Origin of the sequence: Adlercreutzia sp. ZJ473 (assembly GCF_013185065.1) — a bacterium.
Classification (GTDB): domain Bacteria; phylum Actinomycetota; class Coriobacteriia; order Coriobacteriales; family Eggerthellaceae; genus CAAEEV01.
In genome coordinates this window covers 17,482-42,413 of the sequence record NZ_JAAVTO010000019.1, presented here as the reverse complement: position 1 = coordinate 42,413, position 24,932 = coordinate 17,482, and the positions used below count along the sequence as shown (strand labels likewise).

Sequence of the window (24,932 nt, the reverse complement as noted above, 5' to 3'; positions counted from 1 at the left end):
GAGCCCGTGGCCGAGGTCGCGGGCAAGGCGGTCATCGAGGCGGCCGACGCGGCTCCCGCGAGCGCGGACGCGGGCGCTCCCGCAGACGCGGGCGCCTCGGGCGCCTCGAGCGCCTCGGGCGCCGCGGCCTCCGCAGGCGCCGCTTCCCCGGAGGCTCCCGCGGGCGCCTCCGCCGACGGAAAGGAGGCATGAGCCATGCCCATCGGTCCGGCACGCATGCCCCTTTTCGATCACCTCGGCGAGCTGCGCATGCGCCTCGTGCGCATCGTGGCGTGCCTCGCCATCGCGGTGGTGGTGTTCTACATGGCGACGCCCATCATGGGCCAGTTCCTGCTTCTGCCCATCGCGGAGTTCCTCCCCATGGACCCGGCGAGCGGCATGGCGTCGCTGCAGGCCATCGACCCGTTCGAGGCGTTCTCCGTGCGCTTCGAGATATCGCTGTTCGCGGGCCTCATCGCCACCTCGCCGGTCATCCTGTGGCAGCTCCTGGCGTTCTTCCTCCCGGCGCTCAAGCCCAAGGAGCGCAAGTGGTTCATCCCCACGTTCGTCGTGGCCGTGCTGCTGTTCATCCTGGGCGTGGTGTTCTGCTACGCCATCATCCTGAACGCGGCGTTCCAGTGGCTCACCGACCAGGCCGCTGGCCTGGGGTACGTGTCGCCGCGCATGTCAACCTACATTGACATCATCATCAAGTTCGAGATCGCCTTCGGCTTCGCCTTCGAGCTGCCGCTCGTGATCTTCTACCTGGTCATCTTCGACGTGGTCCCGTACAAGAAGCTCAGGCAGAGCTGGCGCACCATCTACGTGGTGCTCATGGTCCTCTGCGCCATGGTCACGCCCGACGCCTCGCCGGTCACCATGATGCTCATGTTCGCCGCGATGGTCGGCCTCTACGAGGTCAGCCTGGCGATGGCGCGCGTCGTGCTCGCGCGGCGCATCAAGCGGCAGAACGAAGAGCTTGCGGCGGAAGAGGACGAGTAGCATGCACGAGCTGGGAATCATGACGGGCGTCCTGGAGGCGTCCACCACGGCCGCGCGCGACGCGGGAGCCACCAAGCTCCTCGGCGTGAGGCTCTCCATCGGTGAGATGACCGAGGCCATCGAGGACGCGCTCGTGTTCGCATGGGAGGCGCTCACCGAGGACGACCCGTTCACGCAGGGCGCCGCGCTCGAGGTGAACATGGTGAGGCCGAAAAGCCGCTGCCTCGAGTGCGGGGCGGAGTTCGAGCACGACCGCTTCCACATGTTCTGCCCGGAGTGCGACAGCTTCGCCACCGAGCTCATAGCCGGCCGAGAGATGCAGATCGACTCGATCGAAGTCGACCTGCCGGATGAGGAGTAACCGATGCAAATCGACATCAAGCAGCCCATTCTTGACAAGAACGACACGCTGGCCGCCGAGCTGCGCGCCCGCTTCGCCGCCAACCACGTGTTCGTGCTCGACCTTCTGGCCAGCCCCGGCTCGGGCAAGACGTCCACCATCCTCGCCACCATCGACGCGCTGCGCGACGAGTTCAACATCGCCGTGATCGAGGGCGACATCGCCTCGAGCGTGGACGCGGAGAAGATCAAGGCGCAGGGCATCGCCGCCGTGCAGATCAACACGGGCGGGGCGTGCCATCTTGAGAGCGCCATGGTCAAGCGCGCAGTCGACGTGCTCGACCTCGAGCGGCTCGACCTCATCATCATCGAGAACGTGGGCAACCTCGTGTGCCCCACCGACTTCGACCTCGGCGAGAACGCCAAGGTGATGATCCTCTCGGTGCCCGAGGGCGATGACAAGCCGCTCAAGTATCCCGGCGTGTTCCAGATCGCCGAGGCCGTGGTGCTCAACAAGGTGGACACCATGCCCGTGTTCGACTTCGACCGCGAGGCGTTCGACGCCTCCGTGCGCCAGCTGAACCCGGGCGCGCCCATCTTCCCCATAGCCGCCACGAAGGGCGACGGCGTGGACGCGTGGGCCAGCTGGCTCGCATCGAGGATACGCTGCTGCTAAGCGCAGTTGCGAGCTGCGTCGACGCTGCGCCCCTTGCGACGCCGATGACTTTTCCGGCCCTCGTGGTTTCGCAACATGGCGGAAACACGGGGGCTTCATACTGTTCTCGCTAACTCACTCACTCGCAAGCGAAGAGGGAAACGGAGAGGGGAGGGCCCCATGCAGCCCCAGCAGATGTACCAAGCGTGCGTCGACGCCCTGCGCGCCTACGTGCGCGGCGCGGGATTCGAGGACGTCGTCATCGGGTTGTCGGGCGGCATCGACTCGAGCGTGGTGGCCGTGATGGCGGTTGACGCCTTCGGGGCGGACCACGTGCACGGGGTCCTGCTCCCCGGGCCCTACTCGTCGGACCACTCGGTCGACGACGCCGAGGCGCTTGCCGCCAACCTCGGCATCGACGTGCGCATCGTGTCGATCTGCGAGCCGTTCGAGGCGTTCGAGCACGTGCTCGCGCGCGCGTGCGGCGGCGAGCTCGCGGGCCTCGCGGCCGAGAACACGCAGGCGCGCTGCCGCATGGTGTGCCTCATGGCCATATCGAACGCCCGCGGCTGGATGATGCTGAACACGGGCAACAAGTCCGAGGCGTGCATGGGCTACTCCACGCTCTACGGCGACACCGCGGGCGCGTTCGCCCCGATGGGCGGCGTGTACAAGACCGACGTGTACGCCATGGCGCGCTGGCGCAACCGCCGCGCTGCCGAGGAGGGCGCGGTGCTGCCCATCCCCGTGAACGTGTTCGTGAAGCTGCCGAGCGCCGAGCTCGCGCCGAACCAGAGCGACGAGGACTCCATGGGGATCGACTACGCCACGCTCGACGCGATCCTTCTATCCTACGTGGAGCGCGGGCGCGACGCCGCCGCCCTCGTCGCGGAGGGGTTTGACGCCGCGCAGGTCGACTACGTGATCCGACGCACGGACTCCTACGCGTTCAAGCGCGCCCTCGAGCCGCCCTGCCCGGACGTGAGGTTCTACGAATAAAGCGCTAAGCGCTGGCTGCGCCATCCTCCCATGTCATCCTATATAACATGGAGTCGCCTTCCCGGGCGTATCATGCAGGGAAGGCGGGGCCCCGCCCCCGGCTGACACGGTGTCATCCCGGCTGCGCGTCGCGCATGCCCTAGCTCAGGCTTGTCGCCGGCTCGGGCGGGGCCCCTCGCAGACCCGCGCAGGCGGGTCGGGGCGGTGGCCTCGTAGGAGCTTCGCCACCAGCCGCACTCATATAGGATCGTCCCGGCCGACCCCCCTGCGCGCCCTCTCGGGAAGGAGCCCGTAATGGCAGAAGAGAGACGCTTTGTCGTCGGGGGAGCGGACACGCACAGGGACCGCCACTGCGCGGCCGCCGTCGACGCGACGGGGGCGCAGCTCGGGTGCAGGTTCTTCGCGGCCGACGGCGGGGGCTGCGCCGAGCTCGTCTCGTGGCTCGAGGGCCTCGGCGAGCTGCGCGCCCTGGGGGTCGAGGGCAGCGGCGGCTACGGGGCGGGCCTGTGCGCCTACGCCCAGGGCCGGGGGGCGCCCGTCGTCGAGGTGAGCTGGCCCGACAGGGCCGAGCGGCGCCGCCGGGGGAAGAGCGACCAGATGGACGCCTACCACGCCGCCGCGTCGGTCCTCTCCGGGCGGGCGCACGGCCCCGCGAAGGACCGCCGGGGGGACGTGGAGGGCCTGCGCGCCCTGAGGGTCGCCTGCGAGGGGGCCGTGAAGGCGCGGACCGCCGCGAGGAACTCCCTCCACGCGCTCGTCGCGGCGGCGCCCGACCGCATGCGCGCGAGGCTGCGCGCGCTGCCCGCCAGGGAGCTGGTGGGCGCCTGCGCGTCCCTGCGCGCCCCCGGCGAGGGGCCCCTGGACGCCGAGCGTGCCGCCGAGGCCGCCCTGCGCTCGGTCGCCCGGCGCGTCCGGGCGCTCGACGGGGAGGCCGCGGAGCTCGGCGCTCTGATCGACGCGATGACCCTCGAGCTCGCCCCCGCCACGCGCGCGCTGCCCCAGGTGGGGCCCCAGTGCGCCGCGGCGCTCGTCCTGTGCGCGGGCGCGAGCCCCGGCAGGCTCGCGAGCGAGGCGTCCTTCTCGGCGCTGTGCGGGGCGAGCCCGGTGCCCGTATCGAGCGGCAGGACCGACAGGCACCGCCTGAGCCTCGCGGGGGACAGGCGGGCCAACTCCGCGCTCTACCTCATAGCGATCGGCCGCATGCGCTCCCCGGGGGAGTCGAGGGACTTCGTCGCCGCGCGGATGGCCTCGGGCAAGACCAAGAGGGAGGCGACCCGCATGCTCAAGCGCTACATCGCGCGCCAGGTGTTCCATGCCCTCAGGCGCGACCTCGCGCGTCTCGCGGGCGCCTCCGGCGCCGACGGCGGGCCCGCGCGAACTGCCCCTTGACGTTATAGGAGCGTTTGAGCGGAGCGCCCGCAGGGCGCGGAGTCGAAGGATCTGGCTGCGAGCGGAATGCGCACGCGGGCGCGCTGTGCCCGGGACCAGATCCTTCGACCCGCTTCGCTCGCTCAGTATGACGCGCGGGGGGGGGGCAGCTTCACTTGGGACGACGTAAGGGCGGCGACTCTCTCGGAATGACATGAAGAGCATTCTCGCTCGGGGCGCTACGGGGGGCGGCTTGCTCGGGATGACACGGCGGGCGTCGACTCACTTGGGATGACATAGGGGAGGGCGACCTGCTCAGGACGACGTAAGGGGGCAGCCGCGCTCGGGATGGCATAGGAGGGAACGGCGCCGAAGAGGTTCTGGGCCCTTCGCGTTGAGGGGCGTGCAGATTTTCAGGGCTGTTTTGGCAGAAATCTTCAGATATTGGTCGTCTCATCGCTAGGTTTTGGGGGTCAGCTCGTGGATGAGAATTCCTGACCTGCGGATATGTTGAGCGCTGCGAGGCGTGAGCCTCTCGATTGGTGATGTTTCGGCCTTGGAGAGACAAATATCTGAAGATTTCTGCCAAAACGCCCTACCAAATCTGCACGATGCTCTGGCTCTGGTCCCGACGCTGGCCTCAGCGCCGCGCGATGTGCGCGGCTACGCCACTCGTCCCGCGCTGCCTCCCAATATGGCGAACGCGTGAAAATACGCGCGCCCTTCGCCGGGATTTCCCCAAAGCGCTTGCATCCTCGAAGAGGGCTGGTATCATAGCTCACGTCTTTAGCACTCGCACCCATTGAGTGCTAGCACTCGCACAACGCGAGTGTTCAAAAGGTAACAGGCGGCAACGCTTTAACTCGAATGAAAGGAAGGCAGCGCTATGAATCTGAAGCCTTTGGGCGACCGCGTCATCATCCGTGCCGACGAGGCCGAGACCACCACGGCATCGGGGCTGTACCTGGCCACCGAGTCCAAGGAGAAGCCCCAGACCGGCACCGTTCTGGCCGTGGGCGAGGGCAAGCTCGACAAGGACGGCAACAGGATCGAGGTGCCCGTCAAGGTGGGCGACCGCGTGCTCTACGGCAAGTACGGCGGGACCGAGGTCACGGTTGACGGCGAGGACGTGCTGATCATGCGCGCCGACGACCTCTACGCTGTCTTCGCGTAAGGCAACCTGACGGCTTTCCGTGGCGGCCGCCTCGCCGTCCGAACCCATTGTTGGGCTCGGACGCGGCGCGAAGGCCGCTTGCCTCGCGCAGTCGGTCTCTCACGGCTTTGCGACTCACCACGAGAAGCCTGTGATTATCGTTGTTGAATCTCTTTCTGAAAGGAAGACGCATACATGGCTAAGGAAATCAAGTTCGAGGCGGACGCGCGCAGCGGTCTCGCCACCGGCGTCAGCAAGCTCGCCGCCGCCGTCAAGGTCACCCTCGGGCCCAAGGGCCGCTACGTGGCGCTTGAGAAGTCCTACGGCGCGCCGGTCATCACCAACGACGGCGTGACGGTGGCCAAGGAGGTCGAGCTCGAGGATCCCATCGAGAACATGGGCGCCCAGCTCGTGCGCGAGGTTGCCGTGAAGACCAACGACGTCGCGGGCGACGGCACCACCACCGCCACCCTGCTCGCCGACGTCATCGTGTCCGAGGGCCTGAAGAACGTCACCGCCGGCACCGACGCGCTCGGCATCCGCCGCGGCATCGAGAAGGCCACCGACGCGGTGGTCAACGCCATCAAGGACGCGGCCACCCCGGTCTCCACCAAGGAGCAGATCGCCAACGTCGGCACCATCTCCGCGGGCGACGCCGAGATCGGCGAGAAGATCGCCGAGGCCATGGACCGCGTGGGGCATGACGGCGCCATCTCCGTCGAGGAGTCCCAGACCTTCGGCATCGAGATGGACATCGTCGAGGGCATGCAGTACGACCGCGGCTACATCTCCCCGTACATGGCCACCGACATGGAGAAGATGGAGGCCGTCCTCAAGGACCCCTACATCATGCTCACCGACCAGAAGGTCTCCAACGTGCAGGACTTCGTGCCGCTGCTCGAGGAGGTCATGCGCTCCGGCCGCCCGCTGTTCCTCGTCGCCGAGGACGTTGAGGGCGAGGCGCTCGCCACGCTGCTGCTCAACAAGCTGCGCGGCACCATCAACGTGGTCGCCATCAAGGCCCCCGGCTTCGGTGACCGCCGCAAGCGCATCCTCGAGGACATCGCCGCCGTCACCGGCGCGCAGGTGATCGACAAGGACTTCGGCATGACGCTCGCCGACGCCACCGTCGACATGCTCGGCACCGCCAAGACCGTCAAGGTCACCAAGGACAACGCCCTCATCGTGGACGGCGCGGGCGACAAGGCCGCCATCGACGCCCGCATCGGCCAGATCAAGGCCGAGCTCGAGCGCTGCGAGTCCGACTTCGACCGCGAGAAGCTCCAGGAGCGCCTCTCCAAGCTCTCCGGCGGCGTGGCCGTGCTCAAGGTGGGCGCTGCGACCGAGTCCGAGCTCAAGGAGAAGAAGTCCCGCATCGAGGACGCGCTGCAGGCGACGCGCGCGGCCGTCGAGGAGGGCATCGTGGCCGGCGGCGGCGTGGCGCTCGTGAACGCCATCCCCGCGCTCGACGCCATCGAGGCCGATGACGAGGAGACGGTCGGCGTGGCCATCATCCGCAAGGCGCTCGAGGCCCCGATGCGCGCGATCGCCGAGAACGCGGGCTACGAGGGCTCCGTCGAGGTCGCCGAGGTCAAGAAGGCCGAGGTCGGCTGGGGCCGCAACTACAAGACGGGCGCGTGCGGCGACATGATCGCCATGGGCGTGAACGACCCGGTGAAGGTCACCCGCACGGCGCTGCAGTCCGCAGCCTCCGTGGCCAGCCTGATCCTCATCACCGAGGCCACCATCAACGAGATCCCGAAGGAGGGTCCGGACCTGTCCGCGCTCGCCGGCGCGATGCAGGGCGGCGGCGGAATGTACTAAGCCGCGAATGGCATAAGCTTGCGTAACGAAAGGGGCGCTCGCGTTTGCGGGCGCCCCTTTTGCGCTAGAATGTGACAGCTATGGAAGAGATCACGCACATCATCACGCACACGCTCGAGCACGCGGTCGCCGACACGCTCTACCTGATCCCGTTCCTGTTCGTGACGTATGTGGCCATGGAGTGGCTCGAGCACGCCTCGGGCAAGCGCACGCAGGAGGCGGTGCAGCGCGCGGGGGCGGCGGGCCCGCTCGTCGGCGCGCTGCTCGGCGCGGTGCCCCAGTGCGGCTTCTCGGCGGCCGCGTCCACGCTGTACGCGGGCCGCGTGGTCACGCTCGGCACGCTGTTCGCGGTGCTTCTGTCCACTTCCGACGAGATGCTGCCGATCTTTCTGGCCGAGCAGGTCCCGCCCCTGACCATCGTGAAGGTCGTGGGCGCGAAGGTGATCATCGGCCTGTGCATGGGGTTCGTGGTGGACGCCGTGCTGCGCCTGGCCCAGCGCGACAAGCAGCGCCTGCGCATCCACGAGCTCTGCGAGCGCGACCGCTGCCGCTGCGCGGGCGACTGCGCCACGTGCGCGGACAACCCCGAGCTGGTCTACGAGCACCGCGACGACTGCGCCCACGGCTGCATGCACGAGCACCATGCGCACGACCACGCGCACGACCATGACCACGCCCACGGGTGGGCCGGCATCGCGAAGAGCGCGCTCGTGCACACCGCGCAGGTCACGGCCTTCATCTTCGCCATCACGCTCGTGCTCAACGGCGTGCTCGAGGTGGTGGGCGAGGACGCGCTCGCCCGCGTGATCGGCGCGAACGAGGCGCTCTCGGTGCTCGCGTCGGCGCTCGTGGGCCTCATCCCCAACTGCGCGGCCAGCGTGGTGATCGCGCAGCTCTACCTGGAGGGCGTGCTCGGCGCGGGCGCCATGATGGCGGGCCTTCTGGTGTCGGCCGGCGTGGGCCTGCTCGTCCTCGTGCGCGCCAACCGCCACGCGCGTGAGAACCTCGCGATCATCGGCGTGCTCTACGCAACCGGCGTGGCCTGGGGCCTTATAATCAACGCATTGGGAATCGTCTTCTAGCGGCAAGAACGGCGTCGCGTGCGCCGTTCAGGCGTTCGGAAAATGAAGAGAACCGAAACGGGAGGGGCACAATCGCCGCCGTGCTTCGGTTCTGATGCCCTTATTGTAGCAGCTACTTGAGCCGGTGCACCTCTCGTTTCTTGTCTACAAACAAAAGGGATTTGATCTTTCGGTTCTCGGCGAGCTGCTTTTGAAGTTCGCGGAGAACCTGGTAATCCTTGACGTTCTTCATGCGCTTGGAGTCAAATACTATGCAGTGCGACTGACTCATGGCTTTCTTGATGTTTTTGCCAACGACGGGCATATGCGATGAGGTGGGAGCCTTCATCTCATATCGAGTGCCGTCGATAAGAGCGTCTGCCGTTTTCTGACGGTCGACGTTGCTTTTCGGGATGAATTCGACAACGTGCCCTGCTTCAGCCAAGGCTTTTGCGGTCAGCAGCTCATGCGGCCAGACGTCAAGGCCGGGAGCAAGGATTATCTTTCCCTCATGCTTAACCATGCGGGTGATTATACGCCGTGGTGACGGGACCTTGTGGTAGGCTCTTGCTTAATCTAGATTAGAGAGGTTGAGGCTTCTGAGCACATTGGTGGCCAGAAGCGCATTTCGAACACGGTGAGAATCTTGGAAGGGGAGGCCTCATGGCTACACTCAACGCGGGCATGACGCGCGAGGCGGCGTTCGAGCTGCTCTGCGCGCACAACAAGGAGCCGTTCCACATCGAGCACGGCGAGACGGTCGAGGCCACCATGCGCTACTTCGCGCGCGAGTTCGACCCCGAGAACGAGGAGTTCTGGGGCATCGTGGGCCTGCTGCACGACCTCGACTGGGAGGAGCACGACGACGAGCCCGAGATGCACACCATCTACGCCGCAGCCGACATAGAGGCGGCCGGCGGCACGCCCGAGCTCATCCGCGCCATCCAGAGCCACACGTCCGACTACAACCCCGAGCTGCCCCGCCCGGAGCTTAAGATGGAGAAGATCCTGTTCGCCACCGAGGAGCTCACCGGGCTCATCGGCGCGGCGGTGGTCATGCGCCCGAGCAGGAGCGTCATGGACTTCGAGGTGAAGTCGCTCAAGAAGAAGTTCAAGGACAAGCGCTTCGCCGCCGGCGTCAGCCGCGACGTCATCCGCGAGGGCGCGGCGTTGCTCGGCTGGGAGCTCGACGAGCTCTTCGACCGCACCATCAAGGCCATGCAGTCCTTCGCGCCCGATAAGGACACGTTCGGGAGGGAGTAGCGGGGAAGGCGCCCCCGCGCGCCTCACGCCCCCTTCCGCTCGACGAGGAAGAACAACCCCAGGGCGACGAGCGCCACCGCGGCCATGATGAGGAACAGGCTCTCGTATCCCACCGCAGGCGCGAGCATGCCGAGGATGACGGGGCCTACGCCCACGCCGACGTCCAGGCAGATGTAGAACGTGGAGTTCGCCAAGCTCAGGCGCGCGTCGGGCGTGGCGCGCACCGCCATGGCGAGCCCGCTCGACTGCACGGTGCCCACGCCGAACCCCAGGAAGAGCGCCGCGAGCAGGATCATCCAGCCCGCATGCGCGAGTCCCAGCACCACCATGCCGAGCGCGAACGACAGAAACGCCGGCACCATGACGCAGCGCGCGCCCCTACGGTCGAACGTGCGCCCGGTGAAGGGGCGCGTGACGAACATGATGAGGGCGTACACCACGAAGAAGAAGCTCGCCGCCTGCACGAGGCCAAGGCTCGCGGCGTAGGGCGTGAGGAAGGTGAGCAGGCTCGAGTACCCGAAGAACACGAGCCCGCACACGAGCGAGATGGGCAGCACGGGAAGCTCCAGCACGCGGCTCGCGAGCGCTGTCGCGCCGCGCCCCCCGCCTGCGCCTGCCGAGCGCGCTCCCGACCTCGCGTCCGACGCTGCCGGCTCCGCTCCCTTCGCCCCCTTCGCGCCCTCCTTCGGCACGCGCAGCGTGAGCGCGCCGAGGAGCGCCGCTGCGGCGGTGGCCGCGGCGAGCGCGAACAGCAGGCGGAAGTCGTAGCTCGTCGACACGAAGATGCCGATGCTCGGGCCCACGGCGGAGCCCAGCGTCACCGACAGCATGTAGTAGCCCACGCCCTCGCCCTTGCGCTCGCGCGGCACCATGGAGGTGACCACGGTCGTGATGGCGGTCGAGCACATGCCGTACGCGACGCCGTGCAGAAGGCGGATGGCGAACAGCACGGGCAGCGCCGCGCCGCTCAGGTACAGGCACGAGAACAGTATCTCGAAGCACGCGCCCGCGATGAGGACGCGCTTGCGCCCGAGCCGCTCGACGATCGGCCCGCTGGCGAAGCGCGCCACGAGCGTGCCTATGATGAAGATGCTCGCGCAGAACGCGGCGAGCGAGGCGGGCGCGGCGTAGGCGTCCATGGCGTAGGTGGTCATGACCACCATGAGCATGTAGTAGTTCACCATGAGCACGAAGTTGACCAGCGTGCCCACGATGAAGTCGCGCGTCCACAGGCGCGCCGCGCCAGGCTGTTCGCTTTCCGACATCAGCGTGCGCCAGCCTCCTTCGCCACCAGCACCGAGAGGGGGGAGTCCTTGGTGACCGCGTAGCTCACGCTGCCGAGGTAGCCCTTCACGCCCCCCTTGCCGCGGCTGCCCATGATGATGAGGTCGCAGCCCTCCTCGACGGCGCAGCGCACGATGAGGTCAGCGGGGGAGGTCCCCTTCAAGAGCTTCACGGTCGCGGGGTTGCGGGAGCTGTCGGCGATGCTCTGCAGCTCGCTCTGCACGCGCTCGGCGTCCTCGGCGATGACGCTGTTGATGCCGACCGAGTCGGCGCCCGCCGAGTAGAGCCGCATCACGTGCACGAGCAAAAGCTCGATGCGCTCGCTGGGCTTGGCCACCTCAAGCGCCAGGTCGATCGCCGCGCGCGAGGGCGCCGAGCCGTCGTACGCCACCAGTATCTTGTTGCACCACATGAGTTCCTCCTTCAAGCCGTCCGCCCTGCCGGAGCCGTCCGCCCTGGGCCCGCTGCGGGCTTGCTCCAGGTCCGCAGCAGCCCCAGGGCGGGCTCGCTCCAAGTTCGCAGCGGGCCGCAGCAGCCCCAGGGCGGGCCCGCAGCGGGTCCGCAGCAGGCTCGCCCCGGGCCTGCTCGGGCCTGATCGGGTCTGCCTTGGGGCTATTGTAGCCCCGCAGCTGCGCGCGTGCGGGCCTTTTCGGCGTGGAGCACCCGCCGAAACGCAGCCGAAACGCCGCCGAAACGCCGCCGCGGCGCGCCCGAAACATTTCTCGCGGAGCGCGTTTCCCGTTGACCTCGCCCGTGCGAGCGGGTACAATACAACTTCGCGTATCAAAGTGGGCCGTTAGCTCAGCTGGCAGAGCAGGGGACTTTTAATCCCAAGGTCGCGGGTTCGATTCCCTCACGGCCCACCACCTGCGCATGAGGAAGCCCTTGGGGTATCGTCCAACGGCAGGACTCTGGTTTTTGGTACCAGCTATCTAGGTTCGAATCCTGGTACCCCAGCCAGGCTTCTCGGCCCTGCTCGGCGGTTTCTCGCTTCGCCCGAGCAGGCGGGCGCGGGCCGCAGGGCCTCGCGCTTCCCCTCCCACCGACAAGGCGGTGGCGCCGGCTGCATCGCGCAGCGCGGCGCGCGTACCTGGCGGCTCCCGGGCCCTGCCCGACGAGCTGCGCGGCTTCAGTACCGCGGGCCTGGCAAGCAGGTCATTTTGGAACCAGCAGACGCCGGTTTGTTGGTTTTTTGCGCTCTACGCTGTTTTTCCTTAACAACCGCTTGACTTTCTGGTAGCATTTACGGTCGCTGTTTACTGACTACTCGTAAAGAGAGGGCGGCTTTGGCTAAAGAAGACGTAATCGAGCTTGAGGGCACGGTGCTTGAGGCATTGCCGAACGCCATGTTCAAGGTCGAGCTTGAGAATGGGCACAGCATCCTGGCCCACATTTCCGGCAAGATGCGCATGCACTACATCAAGATCCTGCCGGGCGACAAGGTGACCGTCGAGTTGTCCGTGTACGACCTGAACCGCGGGCGTATCACCTACCGGTTCAAGTAAGGTACAAGCAAGGTTCAAGTAAGCAAGCCGAGAAGCAGTTCGAAAATTATCGCCAGCGGCTGGGCGTTAATGTATAGAGCAAACCGCATAACCGAAAGGAAAGTGATATGAAGGTACGTCCTTCGGTCAAGAAAATGTGCGACAAGTGCAAGATCATCCGACGCCATGGCAAGGTGCTCGTCATCTGCGAGAACCCGCGCCATAAGCAGCGTCAGGGCTAGGAAGAAAGGAAGCAGATAACATGGCACGTCTTGTTGGCGTCGATCTTCCTCGCAATAAGCGCATTGAGATCGCCTTGACCTACATCTACGGCATCGGCCTGACCACCTCGAAGAAGGTTCTCGCCGAGACCGGCATCAACCCCGACACGCGCACCGACGACCTCACCGAAGAGGAGCTCGTCAAGCTCCGCGACTACATCCAGGCGAACCTCCACGTTGAGGGCGACCTGCATCGCGAGGTTTCCCAGAACGTGAAGCGCCTGATGGAGATCGGCTGCTATCGTGGCCTGCGTCACCGCAAGGGCCTGCCCGTTCGCGGTCAGCGCACGCACACGAACGCTCGCACCCGCAAGGGTCCGCGCAAGCAAATCGGCGGCAAGAAGAAGTAGTGAGGGAGCATCGTGGCTAAGAAAAACGTACGTACGCGCATCAAGCGTTCCGAGCGTAAGAACATTGCCGTGGGCGCTGCTCACATCAAGTCTACGTTCAACAACACCATTGTCAGCATCACCGATCCCCAGGGCAATGTGATCTCCTGGCAGTCCGCCGGCACGGTGGGCTTCAAGGGCTCCCGCAAGTCCACGCCGTTCGCGGCGCAGATGGCTGCGGAGGCCGCTGCCAAGACGGCTATGGAGCACGGCCTGCGCAAGGTCTCCGTGTTCGTCAAGGGCCCCGGCTCCGGCCGCGAGACGGCTATCCGCTCTCTGCAGGCTGCCGGCCTTGAGATTGCCAGCATTCAGGATTGCACCCCCATCCCGCACAACGGTTGCCGTCCGCGCAAGCGTCGTCGCGTGTAACTGAAAGGATCGATACTTATGGCTCGTTATACTGGAGCGGACTGCCGTCTGTGCCGTCGCGAGGGGGCGAAGCTCTTCCTGAAGGGCGATCGCTGCTACAGCGAGAAGTGCGCACTCGAGCGCCGCAACTACGCACCGGGCGAGGCCGGCAAGAAGCGCGTGAAGGAAAGCGAATACCGCACCCAGCTGCGTGAGAAGCAGAAGACCAAGCGCATCTACGGCGTGCTCGAGAAGCAGTTCCGCCATTACTACGACATCGCCAACCGCCAGCAGGGCATCACCGGCGAGAACCTGCTCCGCGTGCTCGAGTCCCGCCTCGACAACGTGGTGTACCGCCTCGGCTTCGCGAAGTCTCGCGCTGAGGCCCGCCAGCAGGTCCGTCACGGCCACATCCAGGTGAATGGCCGCCGCGTTGACATCCCGTCCTTCCGCGTTCGCCCGGGCGACCTCGTCGCCGTGGCCCCCAAGGCCCGCGACATGCTCGTCATCAAGAGCGCTCTGATCTCCAACGAGCGCACCCAGGTTCCGGCTTGGCTCGAGGTTGACATCGAGAAGCTGCAGGGCAGCGTGCTCGCTCTTCCGCAGCGCGATCAGATCGATTCCGACATCCGCGAACAGCTTATCGTCGAGCTTTACTCGAAATAACCGCGGCAAAGTAAGGAGGCTACTCACACATGACGGAGTTCATGAGGCCGACTGTTACAACGGAAGAAGTAAACGACACGGTAGCTCGCTACATCGTGGAACCGCTCGAGCGTGGCTACGGCAACACGTTGGGCAACTCCATGCGCCGCGTGCTGTTGTCCTCCTTGGATGGCGCGAAGGCTACGGCCATCCAGATCGAGGGCGTGCAGCATGAGTTCACAACCGCCGAGGGCGTGATCGAGGACATCACCGACATCGTGCTGAACGTCAAGGGCCTGGTCTTCAGCGCCCTCACCGAGGACGTCGAGGAGGCCACCGCCCACGTGCTGGCCGAGGGCCCCTGCACCGTCACCGGCGCCGACCTCGAGGTCCCCACGGAGTTCACGCTCGTGAACCCCGAGCACGTCATCGCCACGGTGGCTGACGGCGGTCAGCTCGACATGACCATCCGCATCGGCATCGGCCGCGGTTACGTTTCCGCCGAGCGCAACAAGCGCACCGAGGACCCCATCGGCGTCATCCACGTCGACTCGCTGTTCTCGCCCGTGCGCCGCTGCACCATGAACGTGACCGACACGCGCGTTGGTCAGCGCACCGACTACGACAAGCTGGTCCTTGAGGTTGAGACCGACGGCTCCATCGCCCCGACCGAGGCCGTGTGCCGCGCCGCCAACATCATCAACCAGTACATGGGGGCGTTCTTGAGCCTCTCCGATGCGTCTGACGAGGAGGAGGGCGAGGTTCCCTCCATCTTCGCGCCGGAGGGTCAGGAGACCAACGCCGAGCTCGACAAGCAGATCGAGGATCTGGACCTGTCGGTCCGCTCCTACAACTGCCTGAAGCGCGCGGGCATCCACTCGGTGCGCCAGCTCGTGGAGTTCTCCGAGAACGACCTGCTGAACATCAGAAACTTTGGTGCGAAGTCCATCGAGGAAGTGAAGGACAAGCTCATTTCCATGGACCTCAATTTGAAGCTTTAGGAGACTTAAGATCATGAGACACTACAAGAAGGGGCGCAAGCTGGGCACCGACTGGAGCCACACCAAGGCTATGAAGCGCAGCCTGGTTGCCGCCCTGTTCCTGAACGACCGCATCAAGACGGTCGAATCCCGTGCTAAGGAAATCCGCCCCGACGTTGACAAGATTATCACCTGGGCGAAGCGCGGCGATCTGCACTCCCGTCGTCTGGCCATCGCCTACCTGAACGACAAGGACCTGGTCCGCGAGATCTTCGAGAAGGTCGAGCAGGGCATGTTCAAGGATCGTCCGGGCGGCTACACCCGCATCATGAAGCTCGGCAACCGCAAGGGCGACAACGCCCCCATGGTCATCATGGAGCTCGTGACCGAGCCCGTGAAGTTCAAGGCTGACGCAGAGAAGGCCGAGGAGAAGCCGGCGAAGGCCAAGAAGGCCGCTCCGAAGAAGGTCGAGGAGTCCGCTGAGGAGCCCGAGGCCGAGGAGAAGGCTGCCGAGGTCGCTGAGGCTGAGGAAGCTCCGGCTGAGGAGCCCGCTGAGGCTGAGGCTCCGGCCGAGGAGAAGGCCGAGGAGAAGGCCGAGTAGCTGCTCGCTTCCTTTTGGGTGCGAGGGGCGTCCGCTGGCCCAGCCGCAAGACGGCGAGCGGGACGCTGAGAGCTCTATGCAAAGCAGGGGGGACCGCAGGCGATACCGCCTGCGGTCCCTTTTTTGCGCTTTCCCATGATAATGGGTTAAAATGCAGCTTCCCCCCGTTTGCCGCGCGGTTTGCGGCGGTCTTGCTCGGGGGGGGGGTGTCGTTCTGTATAATACTTTTTGGCAACATTGAAGTGACGTGGGGATCGAACATGGTGAACGTATTGATAGTCGAGGATGACCTCGAGCAGGCGCGCATCTTGGAGCGCATGGTCGGCGAGCATCCCGAGAGCGCGACTTTCGCGTTGACGCATGTCGAGAGCGCTGCTCAGCTGCGCAAGCTCATGGCGCGCGGCAGCTCCGACGCGGCGCCGGGCATCGTGTTCATGGACATCTGCCTGGCTGACGAGGACGGCGTGGAGCTGGTGAGGGAGCTCTTCCCGGAGGGCTCCTCGACGCAGGTGATCTACGCCACGGGCTATGCTGAGAACTGCACGCGCGTGTACCAGTCGAGCCATATCTACTTCCTCGTGAAGCCGATCGACCAGGCTGAGCTGTTCGACGCCATCGACAAGGCGCTGCGCAACCTGGAGGCCGCGCTGTCCCGCCCGCTGGCCGTGTCGGTGGGCGGCAACATCATCCGCATCCTTCCCGAGCGCGTCGACTACGTCGAGAGCGACCGCCGCAAGATCCGCATCCACGGCGCCGACGGCGTGGTGGAGACGTACGGCTCGCTCGCGCGCATGTCCGAGCTTCTGCCTGCGTCGTTCATGCAGTGCCACAAGAGCTTCCTCGTCAACATGGACAACGTGTCCGAGCTGCGCGCTGACGAGGTGGTGCTGCTCTCCGGCGCGAGCGTGCCGGTGAGCCAGAAGCGCCGCAAGTACGTGAAGGAAGAGCTTCTGTCGCATTTGCGCGCTGGCTTGTAGCGCGCCACGAGGAAGGGTGCGAGCGGGGTTGACGTGGATTGACGCAATCGAGGCGCTGAGCGTTCTTCCCGTGGAGATCGTGTACGCCTTTGCTTGCACGAAAGTGCTCAACATGCGCAACGTCCCGTTGTTCTGGGTGCTGCGCATGGCTGCCTGCATAAGCGTCTCGTTCGTCCGCTTGGACGTCTCGCCGCTCGTTCGCGTGGTCATCGGCCTGGCGGAGTACTTCGTTCTGCCGTACGTCATGTCGAAGGGGCGTGCGGGCTACCGCATCTTCGCCTTGGTGATCCTGTTCATCGCGATGTCGGTGTCCGAGGTGCTCGGCATGGTCCTGTGGTATGCGCTCACGGGCATGTTGATGGCGCGCGGGGATGACCTCGGCGCGCTCATGCCGGAGTTCTGGCTGGTGCGCGTGATGCACCTGCTCCTCGTGGCGCTGCTTATGGGTGCTTCGGGCGCGGCGCTGCGAAAGCTCTCGGGCGAGGGGCACGGGCACGGGTTCCCCTTCATCGCCGGCCTTCTCATCACGCAGACGCTGCTCTTGTCGCTGTGCATCTACGCCATGCAGTTCCTCGGGGGCGAGAAGCTCTTCCTCAGCATGGGAAGCATGACGCTGAGCCTGGCATGCGTGGTGGTCGACGTGTACCTGATGGTGGTCGTCGACCGGTTCGAGCGCCGGCGGCGCGCCGAGGGGCGCGTGCGCATGCTCGAGGAGCAGCTGAGCGTATATCTGGAACGATACCAGCATGTGGTGAAGAGCATCGAGGGCGTGGCGCGCCTGCGCCATGACGTGCGCAACCAGCTGCAGGTGGTCAACGACCTCATCGTGCGCGGCGACCTCGTGCGCGCTCGCGAGATCGTCGAGGCCATGGAGACCTGCTGCGAGGAGCGGGGCGACGCGCTCGAGCAGAGCGTGGGGGCGGCTGCGGGTGCGGGCGCGCGGGCGGAAGGGGAGCGCTCATGACGGTGCGCCTCGCCATAGCCTGCGCGGTGGTGCTCGTGCTTGCGGTGGTGACGGTGATGTTCGCGCGCCGCCTGCGCCGCTACTCGCGCCTGCGCTGGTGGGCGAACGTGCTCATCCCCGGCATGCAGGTCGTCATCATGGCGTTCCTCTTGGTGTGCTTCATCATGAACGACGTCCCCACGTGGTTCTACGCGCTGGTCGTGGCGTCGGGCGGCCTGTGCGCGGCGGGTGACGTGGTGCTGGTGAAGGCGCTGAACGCATCCGAGGAGAAGGACCTCGTGGAGGAGCGCGAGCGCGTCTTGCGCGAGCAGATGGAGCTGCAGGTCGAGCACCTCGCGCGCCTCGAGGCCGACGCGGCCGACGCGCGCCACGCCAAGGCCGACATCGCCGGGCGCCTCGAGCGGGTGGTGCGCGCGCTCGACGAGCTCGAGGCGGTTGAGGCGGGCGAGGCGCCCGAGGACATGGTCGAGAACGTGAGGCGGCAGATGAGGAGCGCCTCTGCCTGGGTGCGCGTGCGCCCGAGCTCGTGCGGGCACCCGGTGGTCGACGCGCTGCTCGACTCGAAGCTGGAGCTGTGCGCCCAGCAGGGCATCCGCACGGACCTCGCGCTGCAGGTGCCGTATGACCTGGCGGTGCGGAACGTCGATCTGTGCGCCGTGTTCTCCAACGTGATGGACAACGCCATCGCGGCATGCGCGCAGGTGAACCCCGCCTCGGAGCGCTTCATCACCATGAAGGCGCGCGTGGCGGGCGGGTTCTTCATGCTCGAGGCGACGAACAGCTGCCGCAGCGCAGCTGATGAGATCTTGGACGCGAGGATCGCGGCGAAGGCGGCCGCGGCTGGAGCGGCTGGGGCGGCGGCCGCGGACGGTCAGGCGGCTGCGGCTGGGGCGGCGGCCGCGGACGGTCAAGCGGCTGGGACGGTCGGAGCGGCGGCTGCAGGCGGCCTGGCGGGCGGCCCGGCGGCCGCGGGCGACGGCGCACCCTCCCTCCCCGTGCCCGAGCCTCGCGCGCCCTTCCGCGAGCACGGGTGGGGCACCATCATCCTCGACGCCATCGCCGAGCGCTACGACGGCACGTTCGAGGCCGAGCGCGCGGGGCGCGAGTTCCGCACCCTCGTGGCGCTCAAGGTGACGAGCTAGCGTCCCGCCGTGCTGCTGCGCGCGCGGCGGCATGTCCGGAGGGCGGCGCCCTGCCCTGAGCGCGCGGTCCTGCTGCGCGCTGCTGCGCGCGCGGGCGCGATGTGGCATACTGCTCGCATGCAGACGCACATGCCAGCCAGCCCCGCGGGCGCCTCGCCCGTCCACCGCCTCGACGCGCGCGCGAAGGTCGCGATCCTCGCGGCGTACTCGGCCGCGCTCTTCTTCGTCGACACCTGGGCGGGCATGGCCTGCATGGCGGCCTTTCTCGCGATCGCGCTGCTCATGGCGCGCCTGCCGCCCTCGCGCGTGCTGCGCCTCGGCGCTCCGGCCTTTGCGCTCGCGGCGCTCTCCGTGCTGTTCAACCTCGCCGACCCGCTGCGCGGCTGCTTTCTCGGCGCGCGCATCGTGGCGCTCGTGCTCGCCAGCTTCGCGGTGAGCCTCACGTCGACCTCAACCGAGCTCTCAGACGCGCTCGCGGGCTTTCTGCGCCCCGCGCGCCGCGTCGGCCTGCCCGCAGACGACGTCGCCGCCGTCTGCTCGGTCGCCCTGCGCTTCATCCCGCTCATGTACGAGGAGCTCGTCTGCGTGCGCGACGCCCAGCGGTCGCGCGCCGCGGCGTTCGACGGCGGCCTCATGGCGCGCCTGCGCGCTTGGGGCGGCGTGTTCGTGCCGGTGCTCGTGGGGCTGTTCCGCCGCGCCGACGTGCTCGCGCAGGCCATGGACGCGCGCTGCTACGGCGCAGGCCCGCGCACCGCCCTCTCCCCGCGTCGCTTCACCGCGCGCAGCGCCATCGTGCTCGCAGGGGGGTGCGCCCTGTGCGCCGCGCTCGCAGTCGTGCTATGATTTGACCTGCAAGGAAGCATCCGTTGTCTGCTAGGAGGCACACATGAGCGTCATCATCGACGTGTACGGGCGTGAGATCCTCGACTCGCGCGGGAACCCCACGGTTGAGGTCGAGGTCGTCTTGGAGGACGGCGCATTCGGCCGCGCGGCCGTGCCCTCGGGAGCATCGACCGGCGCGTTCGAAGCTGTTGAGCTGCGCGACTGCGACAAGGGCCGTTACATGGGCAAGGGCACGCAGGACGCGGTCGCCCACGTGAACGAGGAGATCGCCGAGGCGCTTCTGGGCCTCGAGGCTGACGACCAGCGCGCGGTTGACGACGCCATGATCGAGGTGGACGGCACCGAGAACAAGGGCGCCTTGGGCGCGAACGCCATCCTGGGCGCGAGCCTGGCCGTGGCGCGCGCGGCGGCCGAGTCGGCTGACCTGCCGCTGTACAAGTACGTGGGCGGCGTGAACGCGCACATCCTCCCCACGCCCATGATGAACATCCTGAACGGCGGCGTGCACGCCGACAACAACGTGGACTTCCAGGAGTTCATGATCATGCCGGTGGGCGCCACCACGTTCGCCGAGGCGCTGCGCTGGTGCGCCGAGATCTACCACACGCTGAAGAAGGTCCTGCATGACGCGGGCCTCGGCGGCGGCGTGGGCGACGAGGGCGGCTTCGCCCCCAACCTCAAGACCAACGAGGAGCCGCTGAAGTACATCGTCGAGGCGTGCGAGAAGGCCGGCTACAAGCCCGGCACCGACATCATGTTCGCCATGGACCCGGCTTCCACCGAGTTCTACAACGCCGAGACCGGCAAGTACGTCCTGGCGGGCGAGGGCCGCGAGCTCACGAGCGCCGAGATGGTGGACTACTGGGAGGCCCTGGTGGAGAAGTACCCGATCATCTCCATCGAGGACGGCATGGCCGAGGAGGACTGGGACGGCTGGAAGATGCTCACCGACCGCATCGGCGACAAGGTGCAGCTCGTGGGCGACGACCTGTTCGTCACCAACTCCAAGCGCCTGGCCAAGGGCATCGAGCTGGGGTGCGCGAACGCCATCCTCATCAAGGTGAACCAGATCGGAAGCCTCACCGAGACGCTCGAGGCCATCGAGATGGCGAAGCAGGCGGGCTACGCGTGCGTGATGAGCCACCGCTCCGGCGAGACGGAGGACACCACCATCGCCGATCTGTCCGTGGCGTGCAACACCGGCCAGATCAAGACCGGCGCGCCCTGCCGCAGCGACCGCGTGGCGAAGTACAACCAGCTCATCCGCATCGAGGAGCAGCTTGACAGCCAGGCCGTCTACGCCGGCATGAACGCCTTCTACAACATCAACCGCTAGCCAGCCGAGAAGCTCGGCCGGGAAGCGCGGCCGAGAGGCAAGCGGCCAGCCAAGCGCCCTCCCGCCGGGAGGGCGCTTTCGCGTCTTCGGGCGCTGTGCCTCGGCAGCGGGCGCTCGCAGGCTGTCTGCCGTCGTCAGCTTGTCCCTGGCTGCGGAGGCGGCGAGCGCCCGCCATGGCCAAGGATGGCTGCCTCGTGGAGCGCGCCTATGCCCCCGTGCCTCGGCAGCAGGCGCTCGCAGGCGCCGTATGCGGGGCGCCTGTGTTCTTTGTAAGGGAGAGCGCGTCGCGGTGGGCATGTTGTGCTACCCTGACGAGCGGTAGAAATCGCGGGGCTTGCAGCCCTGCCCACATATGCGGGGCTCCGCCCTGCGTGAGCCTTTACGGAGGATCTGATGCGAATTCTGGGAATGGGCGTGCCCGAGCTTCTTATCATTCTCGTGGTCATCCTGCTTATCTTCGGCCCGAAGAACCTTCCGAAGCTTGGCAGCGCGCTGGGCAAGACGGTGAAGAACCTGCGCGAAGGCATGGGCGCAGGCGAGAAGGAGGTCGAGGAGGCCGCCGACGACGAGGTCGTCGAGGTCGTCGAGGAGGAGCCTGCTCAGAAGAAGGTCACCAAGAAGGTCGTCAAGAAGAAGCCCGAGTAGGGCAGGTTACGCGCGCCGAGCCGCCTCGCGCGGCTGGGCGCTTCCATAGCGGATAGGTGGCACGCTTGTCAGCTCAAGCGTGCTGCTTTGTTAGAAGGGGACGCAAGTCAATGGCAGACAGCAACTACATCCTTACGCAGGAAGGCCGTGAGAAGCTCGAGGACGAGCTCCACTACCTCGAGACCGAGAAGCGCGCCGAGATCGGCGAGCGCATCAAGGTGGCGCGCGAGTTCGGCGACATCTCCGAGAACTCCGAGTACGATGACGCGAAGAACGAGCAGGGCATGATGGAGGCGCGCATCGCCGAGATCAGCCGCATCCTGTCTGAGGCCACCGTGGTGAACACGCCGAAGCGCTCGAGCAAGGTGAACATCGGCTCGACCGTCACGGTCAACATGAACGGCCGCGAGCGCGTCTTCAGCATCGTGGGCGGCGCGGAGAGCGATGTGGCTGCCGGCAAGATCTCCAACGAGTCGCCGGTGGGCGCGGCGCTTCTGGGCCACAAGAAGGGCGACCACATCGAGACCACCGGCCCGACCGGCCGCGAGATCACGATGGAGATCCTGAAGATCGAGCACTAAGGGCGCTTGCCGTCGCCCATGCGGCGATGAAGCTGGCCGATGCTGCGAAGGGCTGGGGCACCCCCGCCTTGCCGCTCTGAGCTTTCGTCGCGCACGAAGTGCGCTTCCTCGAGCTTTCACGGCAACGCGGGGCGCCTCAGCCCTTCTCGCTGACGTTGCGAACTGCCTGTGATATGAGACAAGGATTCATATGACCGAGAACAACAAGGCCCCCGAGGCCATCGAAGACGACCCCATCGAGGTGCGCCGCGCCAAGCGCGCCGCGCTCATCGCGGCGGGGGAGGACCCCTACGGGCACGCCTTCGCCTGCTCGCACCACGTGGCGCAGCTGAACGAGCTGTACGGGCACCTCGAGGACGGCGACTCCACCGAGGACGCCGTCGACGTGGCCGGCCGCGTCATGGCCAAGCGCGTGCAGGGCAAGATCGCGTTTCTGGAGCTGCAGGACGCCACCGACACCATCCAGCTGTTCTGCCGCATCAACGCGCTCGGCGAGGACGCCTTCGCGCGGTGCAAGGACCTCGACGTGGGCGACTGGATCGGCGTGCACGGCACCATGATGCGCACGAGGCGCGGCCAGCTGTCCGTGGCGGTGGAGTCCTTCGAGTTGCTCAGCAAGAGCCTGCGTCCTTTGCCCGAGAAGTTCCACGGCCTGACCGACAAGGAGACGCGCTACCGCCAGCGCTACGTTGACCTGGTGGTCAACCCCGAGGTGCGCAGCGTGTTCGAGAAGCGCTTCAAGATCGTGTCGGCCATCCGCCGCTACATGGAGGACCAGGGCTTCTACGAGGTCGAGACGCCGTTTCTGCACCCGATCATCGGCGGCGCGAACGCCAAGCCCTTCACCACGCACTTCAACGCGCTCGACCGCGACTACTACCTGCGCATCGCCACCGAGCTGCCCCTGAAGCGCCTGCTCGTGGGCGGCTTCGAGAAGGTGTTCGAGATCGGGCGCCAGTTCCGCAACGAGGGCATGGACCCGTACCACAACCCCGAGTTCACCACCATGGAGGCTTACCAGGCGTTCTCCGACCTGAACGGCATGATGGACCTCACGCAGGGCTACGTCCAGGCGGCGGCGCTGGCGGCGTGCGGCACGCTGCAGATCACCTACCAGGGCACGGAGATCGACCTGTCGGGCGAGTGGCGCCGCGCGTCCATGGTCGAGCTGGCAAGCGAGGGCGCGGGCGAGGACGTGAGCTTCGACCGCACGCGCGAGGAGCTCGTGGCCATCCTGGAGCGAAGCGGCGGGCACGCGGAGGACGCGTGGGGCAAGGGCAAGCTCATCGCCGAGATCTTCGAGGCCGTGGCCGAGAGCAAGCTCGTGCAGCCCACCTTCGTGGTCGACCACCCGCTCGAGGTGAGCCCGCTCGCGAAGAAGAAGGCCGACAACCCCGAGCTCACGCAGCGCTTCGAGCTGTTCATCTGCGGGCACGAGTACGCCAACGCCTTCACCGAGCTCAACGACCCGGTTGACCAGGCCGAGCGCTTCCGCGCGCAGGTTGAGGCGAAGGACATGGGCGACGACGAGGCCATGGGCTTCGACCACGACTACATCCGCGCGCTCGAGTACGGCATGCCGCCGGCCGGCGGCGTGGGCGTGGGCATCGACCGCTTGGTCATGCTGCTCGCCGACGCGCCGACCATTCGCGACGTCCTGCTCTTCCCGCACATGAAGGACGAAGTACCGGCAGGTGGCGCGAAGCCTGCGGGAGTTGTTGCGGCTGCGGCAGTGGAGACGGCTGCTACGGCGGCTGCGATTCCGGCCTCGGCTACGGCGGCGACCGCGACTGCTACGGCGACTCCCGCCTCAGCAGCGGCTACGGCTCCGTCCTCGGCTGCAGACGCCTCCGCTTCGGCGGCTGAGGCTCCCGCGCCCATCGACTTCTCGAAGGTGGCCATCGAGCCGCTCTTCGAGGAGGAGGTCGACTTCGACACCTTCAGCAAGTCGGACTTCCGCGCCGTGAAGGTGAAGGAGTGCGTGGCCGTCCCCAAGTCCAAGAAGCTGCTGCAGTTCACGCTCGACGACGGCACGGACGCTGACCGCGTCATCCTCTCGGGCATCCACGCGTACTACGAGCCCGAGGAGCTGGTGGGCCGCACGCTCATCGCCATCACCAACCTGCCGCCGCGCAAGATGATGGGCGTCTACTCCTGCGGCATGCTGCTGTCGGCCATCCACGAGGAGCCGGGCGAGGACGGCCAGCCCGAGGAGCGCCTGAACCTCCTCATGGTGAGCGACCGCATCCCCGCCGGCGCGAAGCTCTACTAGCCCGTCAGCCCCGCGCCGGGGGCGGCAAACCGCATCTCCCGGCGCGGCCCGGCCGCGTTCCCGGCGCGGATTTGCTGATTTCCGACAACGTTACCGACAACGATGCTTTTCCATCCACCTCTCAAGTGATTCTGGATGAAAAGGGATCGTTGTCGGTGATTTCTCGGAAAAAGTGGATGGAAAACCTGCGTTGTCGGTGGTTTTCGGGGCTCGGATCGCCGATAACGGGCATTTTCCATCCAGCTTTTCAGAATCATGGATGCAAAAAGGGCGTTGTCGGTGCTTCGGCTCCCAAGGGCCTAGGGCGGACGAGGCGGCTCGGATGGGGCGGCCTGGGAAACGGCTTGTCCCGTTCCTTGCCCCTCTGCGAATTGCAAAAAGAGAAGGCCCCGCGGGGCCTTCTCGTGTTTCTGGAGCAAGTGCAAGAAGCAAGCGTAGGGGTGCGTGCTTGCGTAAGGACGTGCGCCCACGCTCGGGTGCGCGCCTGCGCCTGGACGCGCCTACGCCCGGGCGGCTT

The 24,932-nt window shown here is 66.7% G+C and carries 28 protein-coding genes and 2 tRNA genes; 27 read left to right on the top strand and 3 right to left on the bottom strand.

Annotated elements, in window-relative coordinates; all coding sequences use genetic code 11:
- The 9 genes from HRL41_RS05305 to HRL41_RS05265 form a co-directional block, all read left to right on the top strand.
- The coding region (locus tag HRL41_RS05305; RefSeq protein WP_216662528.1) for a hypothetical protein at positions 1-192 on the top strand (192 nt) is incomplete at its 5' end.
- Positions 193-195: 3 nt separating this feature from the next.
- On the top strand, positions 196-981 hold the full coding sequence (tatC, locus tag HRL41_RS05300; protein WP_172135865.1) for a twin-arginine translocase subunit TatC: 786 nt from the start codon (positions 196-198) through the stop codon (positions 979-981).
- 1 nt (position 982) lies between these two features.
- Positions 983-1,342 carry a hydrogenase maturation nickel metallochaperone HypA gene (locus tag HRL41_RS05295; protein ID WP_165173379.1) on the top strand — a complete coding sequence of 120 codons (360 nt, stop codon included), beginning with the start codon at positions 983-985 and terminating at the stop codon, positions 1,340-1,342.
- Positions 1,343-1,345: 3 nt separating this feature from the next.
- Positions 1,346-1,996 carry a hydrogenase nickel incorporation protein HypB gene (gene hypB, locus HRL41_RS05290; RefSeq protein WP_172135864.1) on the top strand — a complete coding sequence of 217 codons (651 nt, stop codon included), beginning with the start codon at positions 1,346-1,348 and terminating at the stop codon, positions 1,994-1,996.
- A gap of 159 nt (positions 1,997-2,155) precedes the next feature.
- On the top strand, positions 2,156-2,974 hold the full coding sequence (nadE, locus tag HRL41_RS05285; protein WP_172135863.1) for an NAD(+) synthase: 819 nt from the start codon (positions 2,156-2,158) through the stop codon (positions 2,972-2,974).
- A 294-nt stretch (positions 2,975-3,268) separates the two neighbouring features.
- Positions 3,269-4,363, top strand: a complete 1,095-nt coding sequence (locus tag HRL41_RS05280) for a transposase (RefSeq protein ID WP_172135862.1) — start codon at positions 3,269-3,271, stop codon at positions 4,361-4,363.
- Between the two features lie 865 nt (positions 4,364-5,228).
- A complete protein-coding gene (gene groES, locus HRL41_RS05275; RefSeq protein WP_165173373.1) occupies positions 5,229-5,516 on the top strand; it encodes a co-chaperone GroES in 288 nt (95 codons plus the stop codon).
- Positions 5,517-5,690: 174 nt separating this feature from the next.
- Positions 5,691-7,319, top strand: coding sequence for a chaperonin GroEL (gene groL / locus HRL41_RS05270; protein WP_172135861.1), 1,629 nt, complete (start codon positions 5,691-5,693; stop codon positions 7,317-7,319).
- Between the two features lie 80 nt (positions 7,320-7,399).
- Positions 7,400-8,401 (top strand): putative manganese transporter, encoded by a 1,002-nt coding sequence (locus tag HRL41_RS05265; RefSeq protein ID WP_172135860.1) that lies wholly within the window; start codon positions 7,400-7,402, stop codon positions 8,399-8,401.
- Positions 8,402-8,513: 112 nt separating this feature from the next.
- Here the strand turns inward: HRL41_RS05265 and HRL41_RS05260 are convergent, their stop codons facing one another.
- Entirely contained in the window at positions 8,514-8,903 is a 390-nt protein-coding gene (locus HRL41_RS05260; RefSeq protein WP_172135859.1) for a hypothetical protein, read from the bottom strand.
- A 140-nt stretch (positions 8,904-9,043) separates the two neighbouring features.
- On the opposite strand from HRL41_RS05260, the gene HRL41_RS05255 reads away from it, so the two are divergent.
- Positions 9,044-9,643 carry an HD family phosphohydrolase gene (locus HRL41_RS05255; protein ID WP_172135858.1) on the top strand — a complete coding sequence of 200 codons (600 nt, stop codon included), beginning with the start codon at positions 9,044-9,046 and terminating at the stop codon, positions 9,641-9,643.
- 23 nt (positions 9,644-9,666) lie between these two features.
- Here the strand turns inward: HRL41_RS05255 and HRL41_RS05250 are convergent, their stop codons facing one another.
- Together HRL41_RS05250 and HRL41_RS05245 are read right to left on the bottom strand one after the other, a co-directional pair.
- Positions 9,667-10,908 (bottom strand): MFS transporter, encoded by a 1,242-nt coding sequence (locus tag HRL41_RS05250; RefSeq protein ID WP_172135857.1) that lies wholly within the window; start codon positions 10,906-10,908, stop codon positions 9,667-9,669.
- Positions 10,908-11,339 carry a universal stress protein gene (locus HRL41_RS05245; RefSeq protein WP_172135856.1) on the bottom strand — a complete coding sequence of 144 codons (432 nt, stop codon included), beginning with the start codon at positions 11,337-11,339 and terminating at the stop codon, positions 10,908-10,910. The genes HRL41_RS05250 and HRL41_RS05245 overlap by 1 nt, the downstream gene beginning before the upstream one ends.
- A gap of 378 nt (positions 11,340-11,717) precedes the next feature.
- Between HRL41_RS05245 and HRL41_RS05240 the strand changes: the two genes are divergently transcribed.
- From HRL41_RS05240 to lysS, 17 genes are all read left to right on the top strand, one after another.
- Positions 11,718-11,793 (top strand) — tRNA-Lys (locus HRL41_RS05240).
- A gap of 20 nt (positions 11,794-11,813) precedes the next feature.
- Positions 11,814-11,887: transfer RNA gene (locus HRL41_RS05235), tRNA-Gln, on the top strand.
- 326 nt (positions 11,888-12,213) lie between these two features.
- Entirely contained in the window at positions 12,214-12,432 is a 219-nt protein-coding gene (gene infA / locus HRL41_RS05230; protein WP_165052919.1) for a translation initiation factor IF-1, read from the top strand.
- A gap of 107 nt (positions 12,433-12,539) precedes the next feature.
- A complete protein-coding gene (gene rpmJ, locus HRL41_RS05225) occupies positions 12,540-12,653 on the top strand; it encodes a 50S ribosomal protein L36 (protein ID WP_006363204.1) in 114 nt (37 codons plus the stop codon).
- 20 nt (positions 12,654-12,673) lie between these two features.
- Positions 12,674-13,042 carry a 30S ribosomal protein S13 gene (gene rpsM, locus HRL41_RS05220; protein WP_165173153.1) on the top strand — a complete coding sequence of 123 codons (369 nt, stop codon included), beginning with the start codon at positions 12,674-12,676 and terminating at the stop codon, positions 13,040-13,042.
- A 9-nt stretch (positions 13,043-13,051) separates the two neighbouring features.
- Positions 13,052-13,450, top strand: a complete 399-nt coding sequence (gene rpsK / locus HRL41_RS05215; RefSeq protein ID WP_172135866.1) for a 30S ribosomal protein S11 — start codon at positions 13,052-13,054, stop codon at positions 13,448-13,450.
- Between the two features lie 18 nt (positions 13,451-13,468).
- On the top strand, positions 13,469-14,095 hold the full coding sequence (gene rpsD, locus HRL41_RS05210) for a 30S ribosomal protein S4 (protein ID WP_165052877.1): 627 nt from the start codon (positions 13,469-13,471) through the stop codon (positions 14,093-14,095).
- A 29-nt stretch (positions 14,096-14,124) separates the two neighbouring features.
- Entirely contained in the window at positions 14,125-15,075 is a 951-nt protein-coding gene (locus HRL41_RS05205) for a DNA-directed RNA polymerase subunit alpha (protein ID WP_165173155.1), read from the top strand.
- A gap of 13 nt (positions 15,076-15,088) precedes the next feature.
- Positions 15,089-15,655, top strand: coding sequence for a 50S ribosomal protein L17 (gene rplQ, locus HRL41_RS05200; RefSeq protein ID WP_172135855.1), 567 nt, complete (start codon positions 15,089-15,091; stop codon positions 15,653-15,655).
- Between the two features lie 260 nt (positions 15,656-15,915).
- Positions 15,916-16,632, top strand: coding sequence for a LytTR family DNA-binding domain-containing protein (locus HRL41_RS05195; RefSeq protein WP_172135854.1), 717 nt, complete (start codon positions 15,916-15,918; stop codon positions 16,630-16,632).
- 28 nt (positions 16,633-16,660) lie between these two features.
- A complete protein-coding gene (locus HRL41_RS05190) occupies positions 16,661-17,596 on the top strand; it encodes a hypothetical protein (RefSeq protein ID WP_172135853.1) in 936 nt (311 codons plus the stop codon).
- The gene (locus tag HRL41_RS05185; protein WP_172135852.1) at positions 17,593-18,738 is read left to right on the top strand and encodes a GHKL domain-containing protein; all 1,146 of its coding nucleotides are present in this window, start codon (positions 17,593-17,595) and stop codon (positions 18,736-18,738) included. The genes HRL41_RS05190 and HRL41_RS05185 overlap by 4 nt, the downstream gene beginning before the upstream one ends.
- Before the next feature lie 129 nt (positions 18,739-18,867).
- A complete protein-coding gene (locus HRL41_RS05180) occupies positions 18,868-19,581 on the top strand; it encodes an energy-coupling factor transporter transmembrane protein EcfT (protein ID WP_253904716.1) in 714 nt (237 codons plus the stop codon).
- Between the two features lie 43 nt (positions 19,582-19,624).
- Positions 19,625-20,917, top strand: a complete 1,293-nt coding sequence (gene eno, locus HRL41_RS05175) for a phosphopyruvate hydratase (protein ID WP_165173167.1) — start codon at positions 19,625-19,627, stop codon at positions 20,915-20,917.
- A 393-nt stretch (positions 20,918-21,310) separates the two neighbouring features.
- The gene (gene tatA, locus HRL41_RS05170) at positions 21,311-21,562 is read left to right on the top strand and encodes a twin-arginine translocase TatA/TatE family subunit (RefSeq protein ID WP_165173169.1); all 252 of its coding nucleotides are present in this window, start codon (positions 21,311-21,313) and stop codon (positions 21,560-21,562) included.
- A 110-nt stretch (positions 21,563-21,672) separates the two neighbouring features.
- Entirely contained in the window at positions 21,673-22,143 is a 471-nt protein-coding gene (gene greA, locus HRL41_RS05165) for a transcription elongation factor GreA (RefSeq protein WP_165173171.1), read from the top strand.
- A 190-nt stretch (positions 22,144-22,333) separates the two neighbouring features.
- Complete coding sequence (gene lysS, locus HRL41_RS05160) at positions 22,334-24,415, top strand: lysine--tRNA ligase (RefSeq protein WP_172135850.1); 2,082 nt, start codon at positions 22,334-22,336, stop codon at positions 24,413-24,415.
- Positions 24,416-24,932 lie beyond the last annotated feature (517 nt).